Below are 20,989 nucleotides of genomic sequence, written 5' to 3' on the forward strand. Positions count from 1 at the left end.
GAAGGAACCGGAGCAGTTGCGTCAATCAGGCACTTTGCGGTGCCCGGGTTCCCCGGAGGTAACCTTGACCGAGCAGGCGTCGAGTGGTCCCGTCGACTACCGAACCATCGACATCTCGAACGTTCCCGACTGCCGGGCGCGCGAGGTTCTGGACCTCGTCGCTGACAAGTGGTCGTTGTCCGTGCTGTCCACGCTCGAAGCAGGTCCACGCCGATTCACCGAGCTGAAGCGTTCCATCACGGGTATCAGCCAGCGGATGCTGACTGTCACCTTGCGCGACCTGCAGCGTGACGGGATCCTCACCCGGACGGTGTACGCCGTCATGCCGCCGAACGTCAGCTACGAACTGACCGCCATGGGAAGAACGCTCCAGGAGGCGACGCATCCCTTGATTCGCTGGAGTATCGCCCACGTTGACGCGATCGATGGGGCGCGCGCCGAGTTCGACAACCAGGCCGAGACGGCACGGTAGCGCCACCTCCGCGCGCCGCCGGCAGCCATCAATCGAGCAGGCCGGCCTTCCGCGCTGTCCGTTCGAGGTCGGTCGGAGCGCCGGCCCAGACCTCGCGAACACACATCGTTGCCGATCAAAGGCAGCGTCGCCACGGCGTCCGCGCTCGCGGCTTGGTTCTGCGGCAGCGGCCTGAGGGCTGGCACTGCCTTCGCCCAGTCCGCTCGCGACACTGAAACTGGCGGCACGCGTAGGCGACGGACGTCGCCGTCTACAGGCTGTAGATCGGGCACCGGCAAGCTGCAGTTACTCTCTTGCCGGGCTGGGGCGGCCATGGCGGAGAGCCCCCGCAGGTGGAGTTTCCACCTGCGGGGAACTATCTATGCGATGACGCTCTTGGGCATTTGGTAGAGAACCGAGGCCAGCGGCCCGCGCGAGGAAAGCGGCCAGGCCCGCCTGCTGGGTGCTATGAATGCGTTCAGCTTCGCCTCGGACTTGTCCCGTGCTCGCAGATCTTCCCGGCCGGCGGCTGCCGGCCCACGTACGTTTTGGGTCGGAACTCAGGTCGAGCATGGTGCAGCGGACCCACGCCGTGACCATGGGGCCTGTGGACGGCGGCCGGGCGACGCGCTCGCTCAGCATGAGCAACACCCGTGCTGGTGGTACTGCCGCGGCGAGCCCTTCGCTGGTCTCCTGGCCGCGCCGTTCGACGAGCGGACCGACGGGCGCTTCCTACTACGAGGCAAATGAACGGCAGGTAAGGCCGATGGCTTGCGGGTACTAAGCAAGACTTGAGCCGGATCCAACGGCTGGATCCGGCCCAAGATGTGGCAGGTTCACCCCGCGCGAGTGGCTCTTATCGGCAGGTCTCCGAACCCGGGTAGGTGACCCCGGACGACGCCTTGTCGTTGAAGCCGTACAGGTTGCCCGACGTGTGCGGCGGGACGACGTCGTTGGCCCCGGTCAAATTGGTGCCGTCGAAGAGCGCCAGGCAGAAGTCGCTGTTGTTGACGACAGAGGAGACCTGGCCGTCCACCACGGTCCCGTTCGTGAAGTGGTTGTGCCCGAAGTTGTCGAGTTCGCCGCCCGAATGTTGGAAGGCCGGTTCGACGGCGACGGTGTTGCGGAAGTCGTTGTCCTTGAACATACAGATCTGTCCCTTCCCGCAGGTGTAGACCGCGTTCGCGGGATTCACGAACATTGCTCCACCGAGGACGATCAGAGTCGCGCCGGCCAACGCACGTCTTAGGTTTCGTTTCTTCATGTAGCCAATTCAATTCGGTCGGGATAGACGGAGGATATACAGCCGCGCGCGACGCGAGGTTCCAGACCGGTGGGCGGGCGCACGTCGAGCGTTGCCGCTAAGTATCTCCAGCCGAGGCCCGATCGTTGGAACTCTCGTGAGGCTTTACATCGAAACCATAGTCGTTACCGTCCTATTACTGAGTATGACTCTTCGATCTGGCCGCAGCTGCTACGTGGTCATGCTTCAATTGACGGGTGTCAGGAGAGCTGATGGATCATCAATTACGTCAACATCCTGTAATATCAGTCATGTCTCACGCGGCCTGCCGGGCCGACGACGGGACAGCTCGCGTGGAGATGATCGAGACCTAAGCGGCGGTCATGCGGATGTGGACCGGACGTCAATCGCTTGTGTACCGGCTCAGGCAAATCTGGGCTGGTGAATCCAACAATTGGCACGTCCACTCGGCGGCCCAGGGTCGTCCTCGCGGTCATTCTGATCATCCAACTGATGGTGACGTTGGACGCCACCATCGTGAGCGTCGCGATCCCCAAGATCCAGCACGCCCTCGACTTCAGTCCGTCCAGCCTGTCCTGGGTGGAGAACGGGTATGCACTAGCTTTCGGTGGCCTTCTGCTGCTCGGAGCACGCGCCGGCGATCTGCTCGGCCGCCGCCGGGTCTTCATCACCGGAGTCACCGTGTTCACTGCTGCCTCCTTGCTCGGTGGCCTGGCCCCAACTGCCGGACTGCTGCTTGCTGCGCGGGTGTTGCAAGGCATCGGCGCGGCTGTCGCAGCCCCGGCCGCCTTGGCCCTCCTCATGCTGTCCTTCCGCGAAGGCCCCGAGCGACTGAAGGCTCTCGGCCTCTACAGCCTCGTCAATGCCGGCGGCGCGAGCGTCGGCCTCCTCGTCGGTGGCATGGTCACGGATTGGGTGTCCTGGCGATGGGGTCTGTTCATCAACGTCCCGATCGGCATCGTCCTGGTGATCGCCGCAGGACTCGTGCTGCCTGAGACTCCGCGTGAGAATGGGCACTTCGATGTCGCCGGCGCGCTCACGTCGACGCTCGGTATCACTGCGATCGTCTACGGCTTCATCCGCGCTGCCGAGGCCGGCTGGACGTCGGCCGAGGTGCTCGGCGCCTTCGTCGGGGGCATCGTTCTGTTGGTCTCGTTCGTCCTGATCGAACGCCGGGTCAGCCACCCGATCGTCCCGCTGCGGTTGTTCGCCAGCTTCGACCGCGTGGCCGCCTACGTGAGCATGCTGCTCGTGGTCGGCACCCTGCTGGGGATGTTCTTCTTCCTCACCCAGTTCATGCAGGGTGTCCTGGACTTCACCCCGCTGCAAGCAGGCCTCGGATTCCTGCCGCTGACAGCGCTGCTCCTCATCCTGTCCAGGATCGTTCCCCGGCTACTCGGGCGGATCAGCCGCAGCACACTACTGATCATCGGCTCGGTGCTGGTTGTGGGCGGAATGCTTTGGCTGATCCAAGTGTCGGAGCGCACCAGCTACCTGGGCGGCGTCGTCGGTCCGCTGGCCCTGTTCGGCATCGGTGCCGGGATGCTCTTCATCCCGCTGACCGGCCGAGCACTGGCCGGGGTACAACCGCAGCACGCCGGTGCTGCCTCAGGCATGCTCAACGTTACGCAGCAGGTGGGCGGGGCTCTCGGACTCGGCATCTTGGTCACGATCTTCGGTACGGCGAGCCGCACCTCCAGCGCCGCATCGCAGATTCCCGCCGAGCGTGCTCGCGAGATCCTCACCGACGGCGTCCACGCGGCCTTCGTCGGTTCGGCGATCTACGCAGCCACCACCCTGGTCGTGATCATCCTCAGCGTCCGGCCGTGGAGCCGCCGCAGATCGGTAGCGCGAGGGTACGTCGCCGAACCAGCGACCAGTGACGCCGACGCCTGAGCGTGCACCGGTGAAGTGGTGACTGCCGACGACCTAGTTGTTCGACTGGCGGATGAGGCAGACCAGGAAGCAACGTGGACAGCCACTACGCGGCGACGGGACAGGAGATCTGGGAGCAGGCCGGCGACACGATCGCCGGCCTGCTCCCGATTTCGTCGGTACGGGCGGTTGCCTGGCCGGCGTGATGCGTGCCCTGACGGAGCACAAGCCGTCAAGTGTTTAGAGGTCGAAGCTGAAGGTATCGCGTCACTGGCCGGGCAAGCGGTCTTGAACCCCAAGCATCCGATCCAAGGGGGTGGATTTGCCAAGAGCGACCCCACGCACCTGCGTGGGGTGCCTCGCTGGATACCTGCAGGTCAGCGGCGACGAGGCGCGGGCGACGTCTCGTCTGCTCGCTACCCGGGAGGGCGTTCTCGCCGGGTCCTTTGCCGGCGCGAACGTTGCCCCCGCACTCCATTTGCTCCGTACCGGCAGGTCAAGTGCGCGGTCTACTCGGCGACGACATCCTGTCGCTCCTTGACCTTCTCCGAGGCCTTCCTGTGCGCCACGCTCGGGCTGGAAACAAGGTCATGAGCGGGTTGGACGAGGGCGACCGCGCGCTCGAGGCCCAGCGCGGCGCCCTCGCTGTCGGCCCGTTCGAAGCCGGCGTCGCCCAGCTCCACTCGAAGGTCGACGGGAGAGGTCGGCCACGGCGGTACGTAGGCGCTAAGCCAAATCATGCCCGACCGTGTCCGCAGCGACCGGGCCGCGGCGGCCAGCCGCGCAGCGCGCTCGGGGTCGTCCCGAGCCTCGACGTCCGCGAGCGCCTGAAGGAAGAGCGCGGGGCTGTTGCGGTCGCCGGTGCGGTACGCGTACGTGAGCCCCTCTGTGAGCCGCGCCCGTGCCGTCGCGGCATCCCCTTGCGCGAACACGCTGACCGCTATCAGCGTGTGTGGAGGGCTGAGAGGTCTGATCATCCCTTCGACTTCCTCGGGTTCCGCATCCAGCGGAGACGGAAACGAGGCACGAACAACCGTGTGGTCTACACCTACACGTCGACGAAGGCGCTCGCCTCCATCGTCGGACGGGTCCGCGCGCTGACCGGCAGGTCATCACATCCGACCCTTGCGGCCCTGCTGCGCCAACTCAACCCGGTGCTGCTTGGCTGGTGCACCTACTTCCGGCACGGCGTGTCCAAAGCGACCTTCGGCTACCTCGACCAGTACGCCTGGCACCGGGTGGTCCGATGGATCCGCAAACGACACAACGCCACGAAGTGGGCCGTCCTGCTTCGACGCTACCTACCCGGCTGGCGTCCCACCGAGGACGAGGTGATGCTGTTCCAACCCCAGCAGGTGACGGTTAGCCGCTACCGCTACCGGGCCGACAACGTCCCCACACCCTGGGCAAGAAGAGCATCAGGATCGGTCGCATAGCCCGAAGGCATGCTCGCTCTGATGAATGATGGCGGAGCGATTGTGAACACGGGCAGCAATTCTGCGCTCGACACCGGCACCGCGTCCGGCTACTCAAGTTACGCATCTCAGAAGGGCGCGGTGCACGTGCTCACTCGGTGCTGGGCCAAGGAACTGGCGCCTCGTCGTATCCGGGTCAATGCCGTGGCACCTGGCTCGACTCGCACTCGCATCGTCGACGACATCTTCACCAGGATGCCGGAGGTCATCCCGCCAGTCGTTGAGACGATCCCCTTGGGTCGCATCGGTGAGCCGGAAGACATCGGCCGCGTGATCGCGTTCCGTCTCAGCGAGGCCGGCGGCTGGATCACCGGACAGGTCATCGAAGCGTCTGGCGGCCAAGGGCTCTAATCGGCCCGATGACCGTGGCCGGACGGGTTTGCCAGACCGTGATCGGCAACCGGTCGCGCGGTTGCCTACGGTCGTGCTCGATGCAAGTCCTGGATCTCGCGCGTATCGTTGCTCCCAGCAACCAATAGACGGCAGCGAAGCGATCAGAGTCAGCCTTGGCGACTTGCTTGCACCCCGAGTTGGAATCTGGTCTGAGCCCCGAGGATCGCTTGTAGCCGGGTGATCCGCCGGGCGACGGTCCGCTGGCTGACGTCGAACTGGCGAGCAATGGCTTCATCAGTCAACCCGGCGCTCAAATAGCTGAGCAATCGCTTGGTGTCCTGGGTCGGAGCGCCGGCCGTCTCATCGGCCTCCGTACCACTGGTGATCGTCACGGCCATTCGCCAGAAGGCCTCGAAGGTGGCGAGTAGTCCGCTGAGGAACGGCCCAGGGCCCAGCGCGGCTGCCGCTACGTCGTCCCCTTCGGGCGCCGCCAGCCGGACACCGACCAGGCCCCACCGGTTGTCGACGATCGTCAGGTTCACCGGCACCTTTGGAAAAGACCCGCGCCTCCTCACCCGCCTCGACACACAGCTGTACCAAGCGGAGCGTGGCCGGGTCCTGAAGCACGTGCGTGCCAATGATGACCCTGAAGACGACCCCTCGGTCGAGTGCTTCGAAAGCCCCGTCCACGATCTCGGTGTCGTCCTAGACCAGTGTTCCGACCGATCGGCGCAAACTTCACGCTCTGCCGCGGACACGAGTCGGTCAGTGGCCGTGCGCCAGGCTTGCGGCGAGGGCAGCAGTTCCGCCGCCTGCTGTTGCTGCACACCACGTTTCCAGATCCTCGACAGGGCGGCTGCGCTCTTCCTGACGAGTTCGGCCTCGTCGAGGTGTCGCTGGGCGAGGGGCTCCAACGCGAATTGGGGAGGGCGCGCAACGATTCCGCCTGCCGCCGTTTCGAGCAAGCCGATCGCGGTCAGGCCCGTCTGGGTGAGTGGCCGACGGTGCCGTTGGCCGGGGATGGCAGGCAGACCGTAGTCGGCGAAACAGCTGTCCCAGCCGCGGCGGCGCGAACATGATCAGCATCCGGGCCATGTGATTGCCGACGTTCTTGAATAGGTGGCGAACCTCGAGGCGCATAGATGAAGTCGTCGCGCGGGCGTCGAACCTCGTGTCCCTGGCGACAACCTCCAGGCCTCCGGACAGGAGGTAGAACACTCTTCGTCATAGGAATGGGCGTGCCCTTCCGCTACTGCGCAGCGGGAACCTTCCGTGCTGGGCAACGTGATCGGAGAATCAGGCATGGACCTTGCGGGAGTGATCGGAGTGGCGGTCGACGAGGCGCGCCAAGGGCTCGCGGAGGGCGGGATCCCCATCGGCGCGGCGCTGCTCGGGCCGGACGGGGAGGTGCTGGGGAGTCCAGGTGAGACTGGCGCGGCAGATGTACGAAGAGACCGAGGACGACGGGAAGCGGCGCTACACCGTTGCTCAAATCGCGGCAGAGTTCGGGGTCACTCGCCCCACCATCTATCGCCACCTATCGAAGACGGACGGTCAGCAATGCGCAGGCTGATCCTGTGCGGCCGCTTCGTCGGGGTACGCCTCCGGCGTCATGGCGTCGGCGCCTCGGGTGCGGCGTAGCGGTTCCTGGCCGCGCCGAGACCGGCGACGGCTTGCGGTACGAGTAGGACGAGCAAGACCATGAGCGGCACGGTCCAGCCACCGGTCACCTGCCGCACGGAACCCAATGCCAGCGGGCCGACGGCCGCCAGCAGATAGCCGCAGCACTGGGCCATGCTGGACAGCTGAGCCGCGTGCCTCCCGTCCGGTGCCCGCAGCACGATGAACAGCAGCGCCAGTGAGAACGCCGCGCTCTGGCCGAAGCCCAGCAGCACGATCCACAGGTACGCGCCGGACGCTGGCGCGAGTATGAGTCCGGCGAGGCCGCTCGCCGTGAGGACCGTTGCGAGGATGGCGAGCAGTCCCGGCCTGCCTCCCCGAACTGCCAGCGTCGGAGCTGCGAAGGCGGCCGCGATGCCCAGCAGGTTGGCGAGGGAAAGCATCCACCCCGCGAAAGCCGGCGACAGGCCCGCCTCGGTGAGGATGGAGGGCAGGTACGCGGTGGTCGCGTAGTACTCGAGAGACTGCAGGCCCATGAAGGCGGTGACCAGCCAGGCCACTGGGTGGCGCCAGATTCCGTGCACCGGTTGTGCCTCGGCGCTGGCCTCGGATACTGCCTGACGGGTGTGGCGGCGTAACTGTGGGGCCCACGTCGCCACCCCCAGCACCGCGAGCAGCCCCCACAGGGCCAGCGTCGTCCGCCAGTCGGTGTGCGCGACGTGTCCGAGGGGGACGGTGATTCCGGCCGCGAGCGTGGCGCCGACGGCTAGCGACATCGAATAGAGCCCGGTTATGAGACCGACACGGCGGGCGAAGTCCCGCTTGATGACCCCCGGCAGCAGCACGTTCGCCACCGCGATGCCCGCGCCGATCACGGCTGTGCCGCCGAGCAACGTGGCCGTGGAGGGGATCAGGCGCAAGGCGGTCCCGGCGCAGATCGCCACCATGGCGGCGAGCAGGGTGGGCTCCATGCCGAAGCGGCGCCCCAGGCGCGGCGCGAGCGGTGCGAGCAGGCCGAAGCACAGCAGGGGCAGCGTCGTGAGCAGACCGACCGCGGCGGTCGACCATCCGGTGTCGTGTCGGACCATGCCCAGTATTGGGGACACGGCGACGATCGACGGGCGCAGGTTGAGCGCCAGCACAATCACGCCGACGGCAAGCAAGAGCCTGGCCTTGGCGACGGGCGGGGTGCCGTTGCGGTCGGGAGACAGGGACACGACGAGTGCGGCGCGCGCGCAGTGCGGGTTCATCGTCATGGCATTGCCCCTGTCCCTATGGGAGCGGTTGCGGCAGCACCCCAACCTCTAGTGATGAGCATACTCGGAACACTTATAACTCCAACCGGCTCAGATCGGATGAAGGTGAAGAGTGTAAGACCTACTCCCATCACTTTGATGGTGATAGTCTCAAGACATGGCCAGCGACACCGTGACATTCCGTACGAAACAGCCCCCACCGTCGGCTGCCGAGGTGGAGATCGTCCTTGGCTTCGCCAACACGCACGCCGACAGGTTTGGCCGTTCCGAGCGGTTTGCCGACGCAGACGGGCTGTCGGACTGGTTGGCCGAGCACGGCTTCGCCGAGGCCGCGGCCGACGTGACCGATGCTGACGCCGGCGCCGTACGCGAACTGCGCGACGCTCTGGTCGCTATCCTGCTGGGCCATTCCGACGACCCTCACAGCAGCGCGAAAACCCTGGTAGAGGCCGAGGGCCTGCTGCGACGAACCGGCGGCCGCTACCCGTTAGTCACCGTCGTCGACCGTTCCGGCGCGCATCTGGTTCCCGCCCAGCGCGGCCTACCCGGCGCCCTCGGCAGCGTCTTGGCCGCCATGACCGAACTCGCCCTCACCGGCGCTTGGAATCGGTGCAAGGCCTGCCGCAACCAGCGCTGCCACTTCGCCTTCTACGACCGCAGTCGCAACACCTCCGGCGCCTACTGCAGCAGCACCTGCAGTACCCAGGTAGGCATGCGCAACTACCGCCAACGCCGCAACACCACCGCCGCGAGTCACCAGCAGACCGCCAACGATTGCCACCAAAGTGGCGCCGGCACCAGTGCACGCTTCAAGTAATGGACCGGAGTTGTCGATTGGATCGACGGGAGTCCCCCCGCGATCCTATGGCCCCAGTGGCCGGCGGGTCGGTCCACTCACCGGGGGGTGTCGAGAAATCGATCGATTCTCAACACCTACCCGAGCCATCACCTCACCGTCTTGGCCAGCCGCGAGGCGATCGCGCGCACGAAGTCTCGCCGCTCTTTGGGCCAGGGAGATAAGCACCACGAGCCCGAAGAGCAACACGAGCCGAAACGTGAGCTAGCGAGGATCAGCCCACGCGGTTCATGGCGGCAAACTGAGACCTATGGCTTCGGTCGAGGGGATCTTCGAGCCTGGTGAGGGGTTCGATGTTGAGCTGGCATGCCTGGGCGCTGTTTCCCCCACGCGGATCGGCGACGTTGATGTCTTGATCGCGCTGCCTCAGTGCCGCCGGGACGGCGTTGAGGGGCGGCCGACCTTGCGTGCTCCGGCATTTGAACATGTGCGAAGCCGTTTCTCCAGTGCGTGGATGTGCTGGTGGAGCCGTGTGTTCTGCGCGCGGATGTTGAGGAGGTCGGCTCGAAGCGACGCGATGCTCTGCTGATCGTCGGTGAGAACGACGCGACCGTCGTCCAGCTCAACCGGCGAGCCATGGCCCTGCTCAGCGGCCATACCCGCCTTGAGATCGTGCCCGGCGCCTCCCACCTGTTCGAAGAACCCGGCGCTTTGGAGATGGTGGCTCGCCTTGCCCGTGAGTGGTTCGTCGCCCACCTGACGCAACCGTCCGAGAGTCAGCCAGCGTCGGCTCGACACTGACTTGGGAATGCAGGCACGCATACTAAAAGAACGGCCACGGAGTCGTGCAGGCAGCAATTTGGGCGGCACCCGTTCTGTACCGCCACGTCGTGGTATCGAAGAACTCGGCCCTTGCTCACCAGCCGTCCGGGGTGTTCAGCGCGAACGCGGCGTGGCTGGTGCTCGCGGTCATGGCGTTCAAACCTCACCCGCGCCGCCGCTACCCTCGCCGGACCCGCACTGGCCAAGGCGACCACCGCCACCATCCGGCGCAAACTGATCACGATCCCGGCCAGGATCGCGTCGTCGGCTCGAAGGCTCACCAGCGTGTACTACGCCGCCACCGAGCTCGAGGCGAACTTGTGCCGCGGCGACCCAGTGGTCATCGTGGGGGGCGGAACTCCGCCGGACAGGCCGCCGTCTTCCTGTCGCAGCACGCCGGCCAGGTCACAGTGGTTGTCCGCAGCAACGATCTCGGCCAGGACATGTCCCGCTACCTGGCCGACCGGATCGAGGGCATCGGCCGGATCCGGGTGCTGGTGCACAGTGAGGTGCGCGCTGTCCGCGGCCGGCGCCTGCTGGAGGAGGTCGTGATCGAGGACCTGAAGAGCGGGGAACGGCAAGCCGTGCCGGCGAAGGCGCTCTTCGTCTTCATCGGGAGCATTCCGCAGGACGCGCGGGCCAGGGCCAAGGCGGTCCGGTTGGTGGCCGAGCATCGGGGCGACTACGCCAATGAGTGGGAGGCGATCAACACGGTGGCGGGCCGGCTGGGGATGACGCCGGAGTCGCCGCGCCGGCGGGTTCGTCAGGCCGCGGACGATTCCGGCGAGGCCGATGGAGGTGACGACCGCGCAGGCGCGGGAGACTTAGGAGTTGAAGCACAAGAACGCCGAGCTGGAAGAGACGATCAAGATCCTCAGGGCGGGGACAAACCTCCCGCTCGTCCTGAGTACGGGCAGCTCCATCGGCGGATCCGGTCTTGGTACTGGATCCATGTTCGCGGCCGTGGCGGTCTTCATTGCCGTGGCCTCGCTAACGGTTCTCGGCCCACTCTGAAGGCCCTGGAGACCTGGCTGGTGACCAATCTGAACACGGTCACGATCGTCGTGCTGATCGTGCTGGCCACCGTCATGATCGGCCAGGGCCTCGACCTCTTCCGCTGAAGGGCCTATCGACGGGGCTTCTTGCTGGTGGACGACTTCTTGGCTGTCTTGCGCGGGCTGCGCTTGGCTGTCGAGTCGGTGTCGGCGGCGCCGCGGGCGGGCAGGAGGTCGGCGAACGCTTCGGCGACTCGCGACCGTCCCGTCGCGGCGTCGGCCGTCGCGGCCCGGATGCCGGCTGCGGCGCGCGCCGGACGGGAACCAGCTGGCGAACGGCCAGCCACCCGGCCTGATCACCGGATCGGGCATGTGCGCCAGGTGGTTGCGCACCGTCGTGTTGAACCCGAGGTTGATCTGATCCGGGAACACCCCGGGATCCCCGGTGGCAGGCCCGCCGAGCACGTCGGCCACGCTCGGCGTGGTGGTCATGATCGAGTTGTCCGCCGAGGTCTCGCTCTCCTGGTGGATCTGGTTGAACGCGTGGGTGACCTCGTGGCTGGCCGATCTGAGGTAGGCACGCGGCACGTCGCGCTGCATCTCGCCCTCAGCCGCTCCGAAGTTGCTGGAGTGCGAAGCCGGGTAGCCGTCGTCGGAGAAGCTCGCCGACCCTTCCCGGGGTACGTCGATCTGGTCGTACATGACGCCTCGGGAGCACCCCATCGTTGCCGGTACGACGATCAGATGGGTTCGCCACTCGGCATCCAGATTCGTCGTCGCCTTGCGCACGGTCTCACCCCTGCGGGACCTGGTGCGGTCCTCCCCGGCATCCTGGTGTTCGACGCGGCACAGGCAGCCGAGAGGAAGGGCGCGGCCGCCTGGCTGACGCGTCACCAGGCCTGGCTGTTCTTTCCCCTCCTGTTGCTCGAGGCACTCGACCTGCATGTCTCCAGCGTCCGCGCCTTGCTGAAGCCGGGCATCCGGAACAGAGCTATCGAGCTCGTCCTGCTCGGCGTCCATTTCGGCAGCTATGCCGTCTTGCTGGTCACCACCATGACCTGGCTGCAGGCGAGCGTGTTTCTCGTTATCCACCAGGGGCTGCTGGGTGTCTATCTCGGCTGCTCGTTCGCCCCCAACCACAAGGGGATGCCGATCCTGACCGCCGAGCAGGCCGCCGACCCGTTGCTGCGGCAGGTGCTCACCTCCCGCAACGTCCGGGGTGGGCCATTTGTCGACTTTGCGTTGGGCGGCCTCAACTACCAGATCGAGCACCACCTGTTCCCGAGCATGCCGCGGCCCAATCTCCGGGTGGCGCAACCCGTGGTACGCCGCTTCTGCGCATCGCATCAGGTGCCCTACGTAGAGGCCTCGGCGTTCGCGTCATACGGCGCGGTGATCCGCCACCTCCGTGATGTCGGAGCCGAGCTGCGCCGAACGCGGAAGACCGCCGCCGGGTGAAGGAAGGCCTCCTGCGGCGTTTCGCCGGGCAGGACCGATGCACTCACCAACCCCGAAGGATCGCTGCCTGGACTCCGGTCCGTGGGGCTCGGCCTGGGGACGCCGCGCAGCTGGGCGTTCGACGTGCTGTACAGCTATGGACTTCAGTGGCGCCGTAGGTGCGGATTGGCGGTATCGTTCGAAGCATCACACCGGTTCTGACTTCGGAGCGGTGTGCTCGGCTGCCCTAGACCCCGACAGCGCTCCAATGCTTTGTTATTGCAGGGAGTCGGGCCTATGTCTGTCACGCGCGCTGCGGATCATCGGCCACTTGCAGTTGGCAGTTACCGTCCCAGTTCAGGTTTGCCTGCGACAGGCGTGGTGGTAGCTGCCGGTTTCGCGAAGTTGGCGATGGAGCTGCACGCCGCGGCGAGCATGGCCGAGACGGTGGGCCGGGTGCTGGAGTACGCGCGGCGCGCCACCGGGTGCGACTGCGCCGGAGTGGTCCTGGTTCAGCGCGGTTGGGGTCTGCGGACGGCCGGTGTCACAGACCGGCGGGTGGAGCAGGCTGACCGGCTGCAACTGGAGTACGGCGAAGGGCCCTGTGTCCCGGTGGGCAGGGAGCACCGCAGCGTCTTGGTCGGCGACACCATGGTCGACCGGCGGTGGCCGCGGTGGAGTCCACGGGTGGCCGAGTTGGGTCTGCGCAGCGTGCTCACCGTCTGGCTCGTCACTACCCGGTCGACCTTGGGCGCGCTCAACCTCTATCGGAGCCGTCCGGGCCAGTTCACCGCCGCCGATGAGGCCACCGCGCGTTTGTTGGCCCGGCACGCCGCGGTCGCGATCGCGACCGTCCGGGAGGCGTCGACGCTGGCGCAGGCGGTGGAGGCCCGCACGCTCATCGGCCAGGCCCAGGGCCTGTTGATGGAACGCTTCGCGATCGACGCCGACCAGGCGTTCGCGGTGCTGCGCCGCTATTCGCAAGACAACAACGTCAAGCTCCGCATCGTGGCCGGCGTGCTGGTTGCCGCCCGCCGGTTTCCCACCAGGTCACCAGCCGGAGCCGCCGATGGATCTCCGGCAATCAGCTGATCGGTGGGTGGGCCTTGGTTGGCGGTGTGGAGTGGGAGGCGGTGTGATCAGGTGTCACGTTACGGCTGGAGCCGCGAGTGGATGATCGTGCGTCGGGGCATCTGCGGGATACGGCGCCAGTCCGCCTGGGCCGATCGAGACGTCGAGGTTTCGGGGTTCAGAGGCGACGTTCTTGGGCCAAGTGGGGCTCACAAGCCCCACCCGTGCTCGGCTGTCGGTCTTGTGGAGAGCGGCATCTAGGAGTGAACCATGACTTCAGCTGTAGGTTCCGATGATTCGCCTCCGGGCGAATTCCAACCCGTTGGTGGCAAGCTCGAGCGTGGGCTCATCTGGGTGTTCATCGTTGTGCCGACTCTCGCGCTGCTGCCAGGGATCTTCTTCGCCTGGGGCGGCTGGATCGGCTGGCACGACATCGTCCTTCTGGTGGTGTTCTACGTGATCACTGCCACCGGCATCGGCGCCGGTTACCACCGAGGCTTCACTCACGGCGCCTTCAAGAGCAAGCGTGGCCTCCGGATCGGACTAGCAATCGCCGGCAGTATGGCTCTCGAGGGACCCGTCATCCGCTGGGTAGCCGACCACCGCAAACACCACAAGTTCTCCGATCGAGATGGAGATCCACACTCGCCCTGGCGCTACGGCTCCACCGCTTGGGCGGTGACCAAGGGATTTGTTTTCGCCCATGTCGGGTGGGTGCTTTGGGGTGAGGATCGCGCTGACCCGAAGCACTACGCCCCAGACCTCCTGAACGACCGCGACATGGCATCGATTTCGCGGCATTTCCGTGGATTGTCGGCGATCTCTCTGCTAGCACCTGCGCTCATCGGTGGGCTTTGGGACAGGTCGTGGCACGGTGCCGCTACCGGGTTCTTCTGGGGCACTATTGTCCGTATCGCCCTGATGCACCACGTCACGTTCTCGATCAACTCGATCTGTCATGTCACCGGTAAGAAGCCCTTCGACGCCCGCGACAGGTCAGGGAACGTCTGGTGGCTTGCCATCTTGAGTCAGGGCGAGTCATGGCACAACCTCCACCACGCCGACCCCACCTGCGCTCGCCACGGTGTACTGAAGGGGCAGATCGACGTCAACGCCTGGTTCATCAAGGGATTCGAACGGCTTGGCTGGGCGTACGACGTCAAATGGCCAGACCAGGAACGCCTCAGAAGAAAGCGCGCGGCCGCCGCTTGACCTAATGAGCTCCAACCATCCGCGACACGGACGCCGGGCCCCAGGCCGAGGTACACGAGCCGACCCCTCGACCAGTGCAGGGAAGGAAGCCGTGGTACTTCGGCTCGTACCGAGACCCGTGCCATAACCCTGAATACGGATCCGCGAATACGGATCCGCGTCGCGCCAGGCCAGCCGCGCCTGTCTCGAAGGTGACGAACCGCGGGATCACGGCGCACACTGAAAGCGAGCCCTATGCAGTGCCCCGAACGAGGGGGATTCGCCATGCACAGACGACACTCCAGGCACCTTCACCGGCGCCCAGCCATCACCACGCCGAAGCAGCCCAACTCCGTCCCGCCTCCACACAACGCTTCGACCGAGACGCGCATCAACCGGATGCTGATCATCGCCCGCTACCGGGCATGGCGCCAAGCCCGGCATTAGCGACCGACAGCCACCGCAACCCTCTGGAGCGCCGCTCGAAGCATGCGTGCTGCAACGTAGTGTTGACAGCGGTGGGCGACCATCGAGCGCTGAAAGAGGTCAGCGATGAGTTGGCGGTTGGTGCCCGATGACGAGGCATTCGCGCTGATGTACCGGCGCGCCGAGAACCTGCTGCAAGGGCTGTCGCGAGTCGAGCACAGCACGGCGGCCGAAGCGGGCCCGGGGCTGTTGCCGACGGCACTGACAGGCGGCGAGGCGCTGGGCGCGTTGCAACGGGCCGGAGAGGTACTGCGAGATGCGCTGGACGCGTTCAGCGTGCCTCCGGACGAGCTAGGCCAAAGCACCCGACCGCGGGTGTTCGCGGAAGGGCGGCAGCGGATGCCCCTGCGGATCGTCTGGATTTCGCATGCCGCCATCGAGACACTCGCAGCGGCGCTCAGAGTGATCAACCTCGCCCTGGCGCCGGTCGACCGGGCCGCGGTGCTCGACCCAGACCAGCGCAGACGCCTCGACGACCTCGCCGAACTGCTCGACGACTTCGCCCCCGATCTGGATCTGTGGACCGGCACGCCGCACCCGCCCGGCCGCAAGGAACTGCTGCAGCCGCTCGCCCGGCTGATCGCCCTGCTGGACCTGCCCGGCGACGACGACACCACGGTGCTGCTCGCGGTTCTGCAGGCCAACCCGGACGCGGACGTCGAACTCACCACGCGCCAGGCCGCGGCCTACGATCGGGTCGCAGAGCGGATCAACCTACTATTGACCGACGGCGACCCCCTGCACCAGATCCTCTTCTGACCTGCGCCGCGATCGCAGTGGCAACAGGATCGAGATGGCGTGTCGGCCCGGACTCCCGAAGCTGGCCCGAACCGACAAAGTAGCGGCTGTGTGACCCGGGCACGCTCTACGGTGCAGGCCCATGCGCCGAAGAGTGGACGTCAGAGGATCTGGTGGCGTCGTGGACGACCCCTGGTTTGCCCCGGGGCCCGGCGTTGAGGCAACAACGCGAGGGTCGCGCCTATGTGTTGGTGGGCCGCTGCGGCGACGGGTCCGGTGAGGCATCAGCCTGATCGGCAACGGAGTCGGTAGCGATGTCTTGGCCGGCGCGTTCGGTGGCGGTAGTCGGCGTGGCGTCGAGCTGGTGGCGTAGGTCTTGGACCTCTCTGCGGCGGCGGTGGCCGCGGCGCATGCCGTTCTTGAGCAGCCAGAGCCCGAGAATCAGCGCGGCCGCGGTTGCGGCGCCGACGAAGAAGACACCTGCCACGGTGAGGCCGAGGCCGGCGCCGAAGACCTCCAGGGTTGCGTCGTCGGCGGACGAGGCGGCCACGCCGAAACCGAGTGCCACGGCGACGGCAATAAGGATCAGTGCGAGCACAATCATGACAAGCGCCTCCCGGAATCGATGCTGTTCCCGCTCACCCGTCGTTGGGTGACGGGTCGCTGGCTGGGTCGTCTCCCGTCGCCTTGGTCGCATCTGTCGATGACGCTGCTGGTGGCGTGTCGCTGATCTCGATGCGGTGACCTTTGGCGGCTTGGGCCTTGGGCGCGTGGACGGTGAGGACGCCGTTGGCCAGTGTGGCTTCGATCTTGTCGCCGTCGACGGCGCCGGGCAGGGTGATGGTGTGGTCGAATGGGCCGGTGCGGCGGGCCTGCTGGTGCAGGATGCCGATCCGTTCCCGGTCTTTGACCTCGCCGTGCAGGGTGAGTTGGCGGTCGTTCCACTCGAGGGCGAGGGTCTCGCGTGGCACGCCGGGCAGGTCGATCTCGACCAGGTAGGCGTCGTCGGTTTCCTCGATGTCGACCGGGGACCGCCACGAGCGCAGGTCGACTTCCTCGGCCAGGTTGCGCATCATCTGGTTCATCCGCCGGTAGATGTCTTCGAGGTGGGCGAACGGTTCGCTCGGCAGCCAGCGCATCGGTTGACCCGGCCGGTCTTGGCCGCCCGTGTCGTCCGGGTCCTGCCGGGAGGGCTGGTCCTGTTGGCCGGCCCGGTCGCTGTGGCGTCGGATTGGGTGGAGTGGTCGCGCCATGGTGATGTCACCTCTTCGCCTGGTCTTCGGAGCCGTCCGTTCCGGACGCGAGGCCTGCCCGGGTCGGTGGTTGGGCCGCCGGCTGGTCGGGACGGTCATGATGTTGCGGTGAGGGGTGTTGTGGTCTGCGGACCCGGCCGGCGGTGATCCAGACCAGGCGCCCGTAGCAGGCGATCAGGACTTGTGCGCCGCGGCGGCCGCCGCGGACGGCGTGCGCCTTGGCGGTCAGCCACCGGCCACCGATCAGGACCTGCACGGGCGCAGGTGCGGCCGGTGCGACCCGACGCCTGTTGAGTCGACTGTTGTCCGCCACCGCGACGTCTCCCTTGCCATTGGAGTCGGGGCCTTGTGTGGGCCGTGGCCTTCCGATCAGCGCTACCCCCGGGCCGACACTGTCGGCTGCCCAAGGGCCACGAGCCTGCTCAGTGACGCTGCCGGCGGTCGCGGACGAGCCGGCGCAGCTGGGTGACCCGCGCGGTGTCGACCACCATGGCGACGATGCCGACGCCGACGCCGGCGACCAGCAGGGCCAGCGCCAGCGGCACGGACCCGTCCATCCACAGGAAGCTGACCTCGACGCGGTGGGTGTTTTGCAGCATGAACACGATCAGCACCACGAGCGTGAGCACGGCGGCGCAGATCCCGACCCAGGTGGCACCTGTGCGGGTGCGGAGCACCGGACCCGGCGAGGGCGCCGGTGCCGCTGCGGGCTCGGTCGAGGCTGCGGGCGTGGGGATCGTTGCGAGTGTTGGATCCGCGGCGGCCGTGTCAGCAGGATCGGCCGGGGTCTTCTGTGATTTCCGGGTGCGGTTGAAGACGGACATGGCGTCTTCCTTGCGGGGAGCCGGTGTGGCTGGCACCTCAGGAGTGGAGTGTCGTCGTTCCGGACACCTCTATCCTACGCTGGTTCAGAGAACATGGATTCTCTAATACGATCGCTCCTGTGAGTTCAGAGAACACGGCACCGGCGACGGTTGAACCACCCGCAACCGGTTCAGAGAACAAGTCGCCCGGGTCGCGGGGGCGCAGACCGACGTCACTGCCGACGCCCCTGGCGGCGGTGCTCGACCAGTACGCCGGCGAGCTCGCCCGGGCGGACCTGACCGCGCAGGCCCGGCGCACCTACCTGTCCAGGGTGCGGATGTACCTGGCCTGGCTGGCCAATGCGGCCGTCGACGGCAACCCGCTCACCGACCCGGACGCGGCCACCTGGGCCGCCCGCGACTACAAGACCTACCTGTACGGCACGCTGAAGCGGGCGCCGGCGACCGTGAACGGCGCGCTCGCCGCCGTGTCGGATCTCGCGACCCGCCGCGGCCTCGGCAAGCTCGACGGCGACCAGGTCGCTCGCATCGACCTCCCCGCCCGGCGGGCACCCAGGGCACTGGTCGGGCGCGACGACCTGCGCTGGCAACGAGCCGCCCAGTCCGCGCCGCCACGGGAACGCGCGCTGGCGGCGCTGATGCGGCTGGCCGGCACCCGCATCGCTGAGACCGTCGGCCTGGACCTGAACGACCTGCCCACCACCCAGCGGCGCCGCCGGCTGCGGATCCGCGGCAAGGGCCGCAAGCAGCGCAACGTCCCGGTGCACACCGAGCTCGGCAACGCACTCGACGCCTGGCTCGCCGAGCGTCACAGCTGGCCCGGCAGCGACACCAACCCCGCGGTGTTCCTCAACCGCACAGGTGGCCGACTGTCCGCGCGTGCGGCCGGCACGATCATCGCCCGCATCGCTCGCGCCGCCGGCCTGGCCGACCAGGTCACCCCACACGTGCTACGACAGTGCTTCGGCACCGACCTGGTCCGCGCCGGCACCAACCTGGTCACCGTCGCAGAGCTCCTCGGCCACGCCTCCCTGGACTCCACCCGGATCTACACCCTGCCCACCGAGGACGACCTCGACGCCGCCGTCGCCCGACTCACCGTCGACCGCTGACCACCGCACCCCACCAGCGCACTACTTGTCGGTTCGGGCCAGCTTCGGGAGGCCGATTGGCTCCAACCCGACGTCGACGAGGGTGCCCTCTACCTGAGCGACGGCCGAGAGTTCGCGGGCCAGCGACCTACACCGGCTGAGATCCCAGCGGCTTTCGTGCTCGACGACTTCACTGTCGGCGTGATCTGGGCGATCACGAACACCGATACGGCCATCCTGGCCGACGACGCGGCCCTGGACACGCACCAGCGAGGGCTCACCCGCTACGAGCAGTTGACGGCTTCAGCGGCGACGGCCAGCGAGGCACCGGAACTCAACGGGGTGTCTCAGCGGTGGCTGGGTTCGTACTTCTGTGCCAACCACATCTCGAGGAACCTCAGCCGACTTTCACCGCATCCGATGTTCTGGACAAGAGAGCAACGCGGTGAAGAGGCGGCCTCATGGCTCCTGTGGAGCCACAAACTCGACTACCTCCGCCACACTGCCCGGACGCTACCGTCCGCCCGCAGAGGCTTCTGCATTCCTGAGCATCAGGTCGAGTCGTCGCCGAAGTACGAGCGCGTCGTTCTCCTGCTCGCGGTCGCCCTCATGGAGGCTTTCGGCATCACCGTCGAGGTCAGCGCCGAGCCGGACCTGGCGGACGTGGAGGGCTTCGTCCTGGGTGATGCCGCGATCGTTGCGAACTTCCTTCGCGCTCCCGGCCTCTGGTACGTCGAGACCAGCGCGCCGCGGTCGCGACGTACCGTCTACGCCGAGGTCGACCAGCGCAGCTCGTCGCGATCGATCATCGCCCAGTCAACTTCGGCACGGCGGCTCGAGGCGATGGCCGGCTACCTCAACATTCCCTGGCCGTGGTTTCGTCAACGCTGCCGAGACCTCACCTACGCCGGCGTCGACGGCATCGCCCGCCCTCGCAGCCGCCTACTGTCCACCGAAGGCCTCGCGACCGCGGTTCGCTACGTTGCTTATCTCGACAAGACCACCTCACTCCAAGGAGCCGACCTTGCGCGCAGCTGAAGTCACAATGGGCCGCTCGTTCGTAGTCCACTTCGACCACGGCGACGACTTCTACACCGCCCTGTCCGACTTCTGCCGCGAACATGACGTAAAACAAGGCTTCATCCCCATGTTCATTGCCGGCATGCGCGAAGTTGAACTCGTCGGCACCTGCGAGAAACTAGACAACCCAGATGCCCCGGTCTGGAGCGCCGTCCACCTAACCAATGTCGAAGCCGTGGGTGCAGGGACGCTCGCCTACGACGAGCAGAGCCAGACCGTGCTGCCCCACATCCACGTCTCCGTCGGCCTCAAGGCGCACTCAGCCACGGCACACACGAGCCACCTACTGAGCGCCAGGATTCACTTCCTGACGGAGATGTATTTGGTCGAGGTAGCGCAGCCAACGTTGACGCGGAGTGGCGTCCAGCAGAGTGGTGTACGGCAGGCCCGCTGATGGGCGTGGCGTAGGCGCATAGAGGCGGTCATCGCGTGATCCTTTGGAAGACCTCTCACAGACTTCTGAAGGAGAACTACGCGATGACCGCGAACACCAGTATCGACCCTGCCCGGTTCCTGCACGACCAACTGACCACCGCGTCGCCGGATCTGCTCCGGCAGATGCTCACGACGTTCATCGAGGCGCTCATGTCGGCGGAGGCCGACGCGGTCTGCGGCGCCCCGTACGGCGTGCCGAGCGCGGAGCGGACCAACTCCCGCAACGGCTACCGGCACCGCGACTTCGACACCCGCGCCGGCACCCTGGACGTGGCGATCCCCAAGCTCCGGTCGGGGTCGTACTTCCCGGACTGGCTGCTGGAACGGCGCCGCCGCGCGGAGCGGGCGTTGACCACGGTGGTGGCGACGTGCTACCTGCTCGGGGTGTCCACGCGGCGGATGGAGAAGCTGGTCGAGACCCTCGGCATCACCCGGTTGTCGAAGTCGCAGGTCTCGGTGATGGCCGCCGAGCTCGACGAGCAGGTTCACCAGTTCC

General features: G+C 66.8%; 26 protein-coding genes and 1 pseudogene. 17 read left to right on the forward strand and 10 right to left on the reverse strand.

Annotation, left to right across the window (positions count from 1 at the left end; genetic code table 11):
- The first annotated feature begins 64 nt into the window (after window positions 1-64).
- Complete coding sequence (locus ACFPJ1_RS21065) at window positions 65-472, forward strand: winged helix-turn-helix transcriptional regulator (RefSeq protein ID WP_380106221.1); 408 nt, start codon at window positions 65-67, stop codon at window positions 470-472.
- An 835-nt stretch (window positions 473-1,307) separates the two neighbouring features.
- Here the strand turns inward: ACFPJ1_RS21065 and ACFPJ1_RS21070 are convergent.
- Entirely contained in the window at window positions 1,308-1,715 is a 408-nt protein-coding gene (locus ACFPJ1_RS21070; RefSeq protein ID WP_380106223.1) for a peptidase inhibitor family I36 protein, read from the reverse strand.
- 420 nt (window positions 1,716-2,135) lie between these two features.
- On the opposite strand from ACFPJ1_RS21070, the gene ACFPJ1_RS21075 reads away from it, so the two are divergent.
- Window positions 2,136-3,611 carry an MFS transporter gene (locus ACFPJ1_RS21075; RefSeq protein WP_380106225.1) on the forward strand — a complete coding sequence of 492 codons (1,476 nt, stop codon included), beginning with the start codon at window positions 2,136-2,138 and terminating at the stop codon, window positions 3,609-3,611.
- Between the two features lie 488 nt (window positions 3,612-4,099).
- Here ACFPJ1_RS21075 and ACFPJ1_RS21080 read toward each other — a convergent pair whose 3' ends face one another.
- Entirely contained in the window at window positions 4,100-4,567 is a 468-nt protein-coding gene (locus ACFPJ1_RS21080) for a hypothetical protein (RefSeq protein ID WP_380106227.1), read from the reverse strand.
- Between the two features lie 60 nt (window positions 4,568-4,627).
- Between ACFPJ1_RS21080 and ACFPJ1_RS21085 the strand changes: the two genes are divergently transcribed.
- On the forward strand, window positions 4,628-5,026 hold the full coding sequence (locus ACFPJ1_RS21085) for a group II intron maturase-specific domain-containing protein (protein ID WP_380106229.1): 399 nt from the start codon (window positions 4,628-4,630) through the stop codon (window positions 5,024-5,026).
- A 9-nt stretch (window positions 5,027-5,035) separates the two neighbouring features.
- Complete coding sequence (locus tag ACFPJ1_RS21090) at window positions 5,036-5,416, forward strand: SDR family NAD(P)-dependent oxidoreductase (protein ID WP_380106231.1); 381 nt, start codon at window positions 5,036-5,038, stop codon at window positions 5,414-5,416.
- A gap of 149 nt (window positions 5,417-5,565) precedes the next feature.
- On the opposite strand, the gene ACFPJ1_RS21095 is transcribed toward ACFPJ1_RS21090, so the two are convergent.
- Complete coding sequence (locus ACFPJ1_RS21095; RefSeq protein WP_380106233.1) at window positions 5,566-5,940, reverse strand: helix-turn-helix domain-containing protein; 375 nt, start codon at window positions 5,938-5,940, stop codon at window positions 5,566-5,568.
- Between the two features lie 899 nt (window positions 5,941-6,839).
- On the opposite strand from ACFPJ1_RS21095, the gene ACFPJ1_RS21100 reads away from it, so the two are divergent.
- Window positions 6,840-6,971 carry an ArsR family transcriptional regulator gene (locus tag ACFPJ1_RS21100; RefSeq protein WP_380106261.1) on the forward strand — a complete coding sequence of 44 codons (132 nt, stop codon included), beginning with the start codon at window positions 6,840-6,842 and terminating at the stop codon, window positions 6,969-6,971.
- Between the two features lie 37 nt (window positions 6,972-7,008).
- Here the strand turns inward: ACFPJ1_RS21100 and ACFPJ1_RS21105 are convergent, their stop codons facing one another.
- Entirely contained in the window at window positions 7,009-8,274 is a 1,266-nt protein-coding gene (locus tag ACFPJ1_RS21105; RefSeq protein ID WP_380106235.1) for a CynX/NimT family MFS transporter, read from the reverse strand.
- A 157-nt stretch (window positions 8,275-8,431) separates the two neighbouring features.
- Here ACFPJ1_RS21105 and ACFPJ1_RS21110 point away from each other — a divergent pair, with 157 nt between their 5' ends.
- The gene (locus tag ACFPJ1_RS21110; protein ID WP_380106237.1) at window positions 8,432-9,091 is read left to right on the forward strand and encodes a CGNR zinc finger domain-containing protein; all 660 of its coding nucleotides are present in this window, start codon (window positions 8,432-8,434) and stop codon (window positions 9,089-9,091) included.
- A 405-nt stretch (window positions 9,092-9,496) separates the two neighbouring features.
- On the opposite strand, the gene ACFPJ1_RS21115 is transcribed toward ACFPJ1_RS21110, so the two are convergent.
- Complete coding sequence (locus ACFPJ1_RS21115) at window positions 9,497-9,826, reverse strand: hypothetical protein (protein ID WP_380106239.1); 330 nt, start codon at window positions 9,824-9,826, stop codon at window positions 9,497-9,499.
- Window positions 9,827-9,969: 143 nt separating this feature from the next.
- Here ACFPJ1_RS21115 and ACFPJ1_RS21120 point away from each other — a divergent pair.
- A pseudogene (locus ACFPJ1_RS21120) lies at window positions 9,970-10,171 on the forward strand (IS1380 family transposase); the annotation flags it as partial.
- A gap of 41 nt (window positions 10,172-10,212) precedes the next feature.
- The gene (locus ACFPJ1_RS21125; protein ID WP_380106263.1) at window positions 10,213-11,013 is read left to right on the forward strand and encodes an NAD(P)/FAD-dependent oxidoreductase; all 801 of its coding nucleotides are present in this window, start codon (window positions 10,213-10,215) and stop codon (window positions 11,011-11,013) included.
- Window positions 11,014-11,018: 5 nt separating this feature from the next.
- Here ACFPJ1_RS21125 and ACFPJ1_RS21130 read toward each other — a convergent pair whose 3' ends face one another.
- Complete coding sequence (locus tag ACFPJ1_RS21130) at window positions 11,019-11,234, reverse strand: hypothetical protein (RefSeq protein ID WP_380106241.1); 216 nt, start codon at window positions 11,232-11,234, stop codon at window positions 11,019-11,021.
- Between the two features lie 98 nt (window positions 11,235-11,332).
- Here ACFPJ1_RS21130 and ACFPJ1_RS21135 point away from each other — a divergent pair, with 98 nt between their 5' ends.
- From ACFPJ1_RS21135 to ACFPJ1_RS21155, 5 genes are all read left to right on the forward strand, one after another.
- Complete coding sequence (locus tag ACFPJ1_RS21135) at window positions 11,333-11,464, forward strand: hypothetical protein (protein WP_380106243.1); 132 nt, start codon at window positions 11,333-11,335, stop codon at window positions 11,462-11,464.
- A gap of 167 nt (window positions 11,465-11,631) precedes the next feature.
- Window positions 11,632-12,345 (forward strand): fatty acid desaturase family protein, encoded by a 714-nt coding sequence (locus tag ACFPJ1_RS21140; RefSeq protein WP_380106245.1) that lies wholly within the window; start codon window positions 11,632-11,634, stop codon window positions 12,343-12,345.
- Between the two features lie 342 nt (window positions 12,346-12,687).
- On the forward strand, window positions 12,688-13,416 hold the full coding sequence (locus tag ACFPJ1_RS21145; RefSeq protein WP_380106247.1) for a GAF and ANTAR domain-containing protein: 729 nt from the start codon (window positions 12,688-12,690) through the stop codon (window positions 13,414-13,416).
- Between the two features lie 249 nt (window positions 13,417-13,665).
- Window positions 13,666-14,607 (forward strand): acyl-CoA desaturase, encoded by a 942-nt coding sequence (locus ACFPJ1_RS21150; RefSeq protein WP_380106249.1) that lies wholly within the window; start codon window positions 13,666-13,668, stop codon window positions 14,605-14,607.
- 531 nt (window positions 14,608-15,138) lie between these two features.
- Window positions 15,139-15,831, forward strand: coding sequence for a hypothetical protein (locus ACFPJ1_RS21155; RefSeq protein ID WP_380106251.1), 693 nt, complete (start codon window positions 15,139-15,141; stop codon window positions 15,829-15,831).
- Between the two features lie 220 nt (window positions 15,832-16,051).
- Here the strand turns inward: ACFPJ1_RS21155 and ACFPJ1_RS21160 are convergent, their stop codons facing one another.
- The 4 genes from ACFPJ1_RS21160 to ACFPJ1_RS21175 all read right to left on the reverse strand — a co-directional run bounded on the left by ACFPJ1_RS21160 (window position 16,052) and on the right by ACFPJ1_RS21175 (window position 17,887).
- Window positions 16,052-16,414, reverse strand: a complete 363-nt coding sequence (locus ACFPJ1_RS21160; RefSeq protein ID WP_380106252.1) for a hypothetical protein — start codon at window positions 16,412-16,414, stop codon at window positions 16,052-16,054.
- A 34-nt stretch (window positions 16,415-16,448) separates the two neighbouring features.
- Window positions 16,449-16,949 (reverse strand): Hsp20/alpha crystallin family protein, encoded by a 501-nt coding sequence (locus ACFPJ1_RS21165; protein WP_380106253.1) that lies wholly within the window; start codon window positions 16,947-16,949, stop codon window positions 16,449-16,451.
- A gap of 121 nt (window positions 16,950-17,070) precedes the next feature.
- Complete coding sequence (locus ACFPJ1_RS21170; RefSeq protein ID WP_380106255.1) at window positions 17,071-17,376, reverse strand: hypothetical protein; 306 nt, start codon at window positions 17,374-17,376, stop codon at window positions 17,071-17,073.
- A gap of 109 nt (window positions 17,377-17,485) precedes the next feature.
- Window positions 17,486-17,887, reverse strand: a complete 402-nt coding sequence (locus ACFPJ1_RS21175; protein ID WP_380106256.1) for a LapA family protein — start codon at window positions 17,885-17,887, stop codon at window positions 17,486-17,488.
- 119 nt (window positions 17,888-18,006) lie between these two features.
- Between ACFPJ1_RS21175 and ACFPJ1_RS21180 the strand changes: the two genes are divergently transcribed.
- From ACFPJ1_RS21180 to ACFPJ1_RS21195, 4 genes are all read left to right on the forward strand, one after another.
- Window positions 18,007-18,999, forward strand: a complete 993-nt coding sequence (locus ACFPJ1_RS21180; protein ID WP_380106257.1) for a tyrosine-type recombinase/integrase — start codon at window positions 18,007-18,009, stop codon at window positions 18,997-18,999.
- Window positions 19,000-19,155: 156 nt separating this feature from the next.
- Window positions 19,156-20,016 carry a hypothetical protein gene (locus ACFPJ1_RS21185; protein ID WP_380106258.1) on the forward strand — a complete coding sequence of 287 codons (861 nt, stop codon included), beginning with the start codon at window positions 19,156-19,158 and terminating at the stop codon, window positions 20,014-20,016.
- Window positions 20,003-20,452: a PPC domain-containing DNA-binding protein gene (locus ACFPJ1_RS21190; protein WP_380106259.1), complete on the forward strand. Its 450-nt coding sequence runs from the start codon at window positions 20,003-20,005 to the stop codon at window positions 20,450-20,452. Before ACFPJ1_RS21185 ends, ACFPJ1_RS21190 begins: the two co-directional genes overlap by 14 nt.
- Window positions 20,453-20,535: 83 nt before the next feature.
- Window positions 20,536-20,989: transposase (locus ACFPJ1_RS21195; RefSeq protein ID WP_380106260.1), on the forward strand; the 454-nt coding region annotated here is incomplete at its 3' end.

The sequence above is a fragment of the Kribbella qitaiheensis genome (genome assembly GCF_042657745.1).
In the GTDB taxonomy this organism is placed as follows: domain Bacteria; phylum Actinomycetota; class Actinomycetes; order Propionibacteriales; family Kribbellaceae; genus Kribbella; species Kribbella qitaiheensis.

Bases quoted from the DNA above. Each gene is read 5' to 3' on its own strand.
- ACFPJ1_RS21080 (WP_380106227.1), bottom strand. From the start codon at position 4,567: ATGATCAGACCTCTCAGCCCTCCACACACGCTGATAGCGGTCAGCGTG.
- ACFPJ1_RS21165 (WP_380106253.1), bottom strand. From the start codon at position 16,949: ATGCGCTGGCTGCCGAGCGAACCGTTCGCCCACCTCGAAGACATCTAC.
- ACFPJ1_RS21175 (WP_380106256.1), bottom strand. From the start codon at position 17,887: ATGTCCGTCTTCAACCGCACCCGGAAATCACAGAAGACCCCGGCCGAT.
- ACFPJ1_RS21150 (WP_380106249.1), top strand. From the start codon at position 13,666: ATGACTTCAGCTGTAGGTTCCGATGATTCGCCTCCGGGCGAATTCCAA.
- ACFPJ1_RS21160 (WP_380106252.1), bottom strand. From the start codon at position 16,414: ATGATTGTGCTCGCACTGATCCTTATTGCCGTCGCCGTGGCACTCGGT.
- ACFPJ1_RS21070 (WP_380106223.1), bottom strand. From the start codon at position 1,715: ATGAAGAAACGAAACCTAAGACGTGCGTTGGCCGGCGCGACTCTGATC.
- ACFPJ1_RS21090 (WP_380106231.1), top strand. From the start codon at position 5,036: ATGCTCGCTCTGATGAATGATGGCGGAGCGATTGTGAACACGGGCAGC.
- ACFPJ1_RS21110 (WP_380106237.1), top strand. From the start codon at position 8,432: ATGGCCAGCGACACCGTGACATTCCGTACGAAACAGCCCCCACCGTCG.
- ACFPJ1_RS21155 (WP_380106251.1), top strand. From the start codon at position 15,139: ATGAGTTGGCGGTTGGTGCCCGATGACGAGGCATTCGCGCTGATGTAC.
- ACFPJ1_RS21105 (WP_380106235.1), bottom strand. From the start codon at position 8,274: ATGACGATGAACCCGCACTGCGCGCGCGCCGCACTCGTCGTGTCCCTG.
- ACFPJ1_RS21100 (WP_380106261.1), top strand. From the start codon at position 6,840: ATGTACGAAGAGACCGAGGACGACGGGAAGCGGCGCTACACCGTTGCT.
- ACFPJ1_RS21140 (WP_380106245.1), top strand. From the start codon at position 11,632: ATGGGTTCGCCACTCGGCATCCAGATTCGTCGTCGCCTTGCGCACGGT.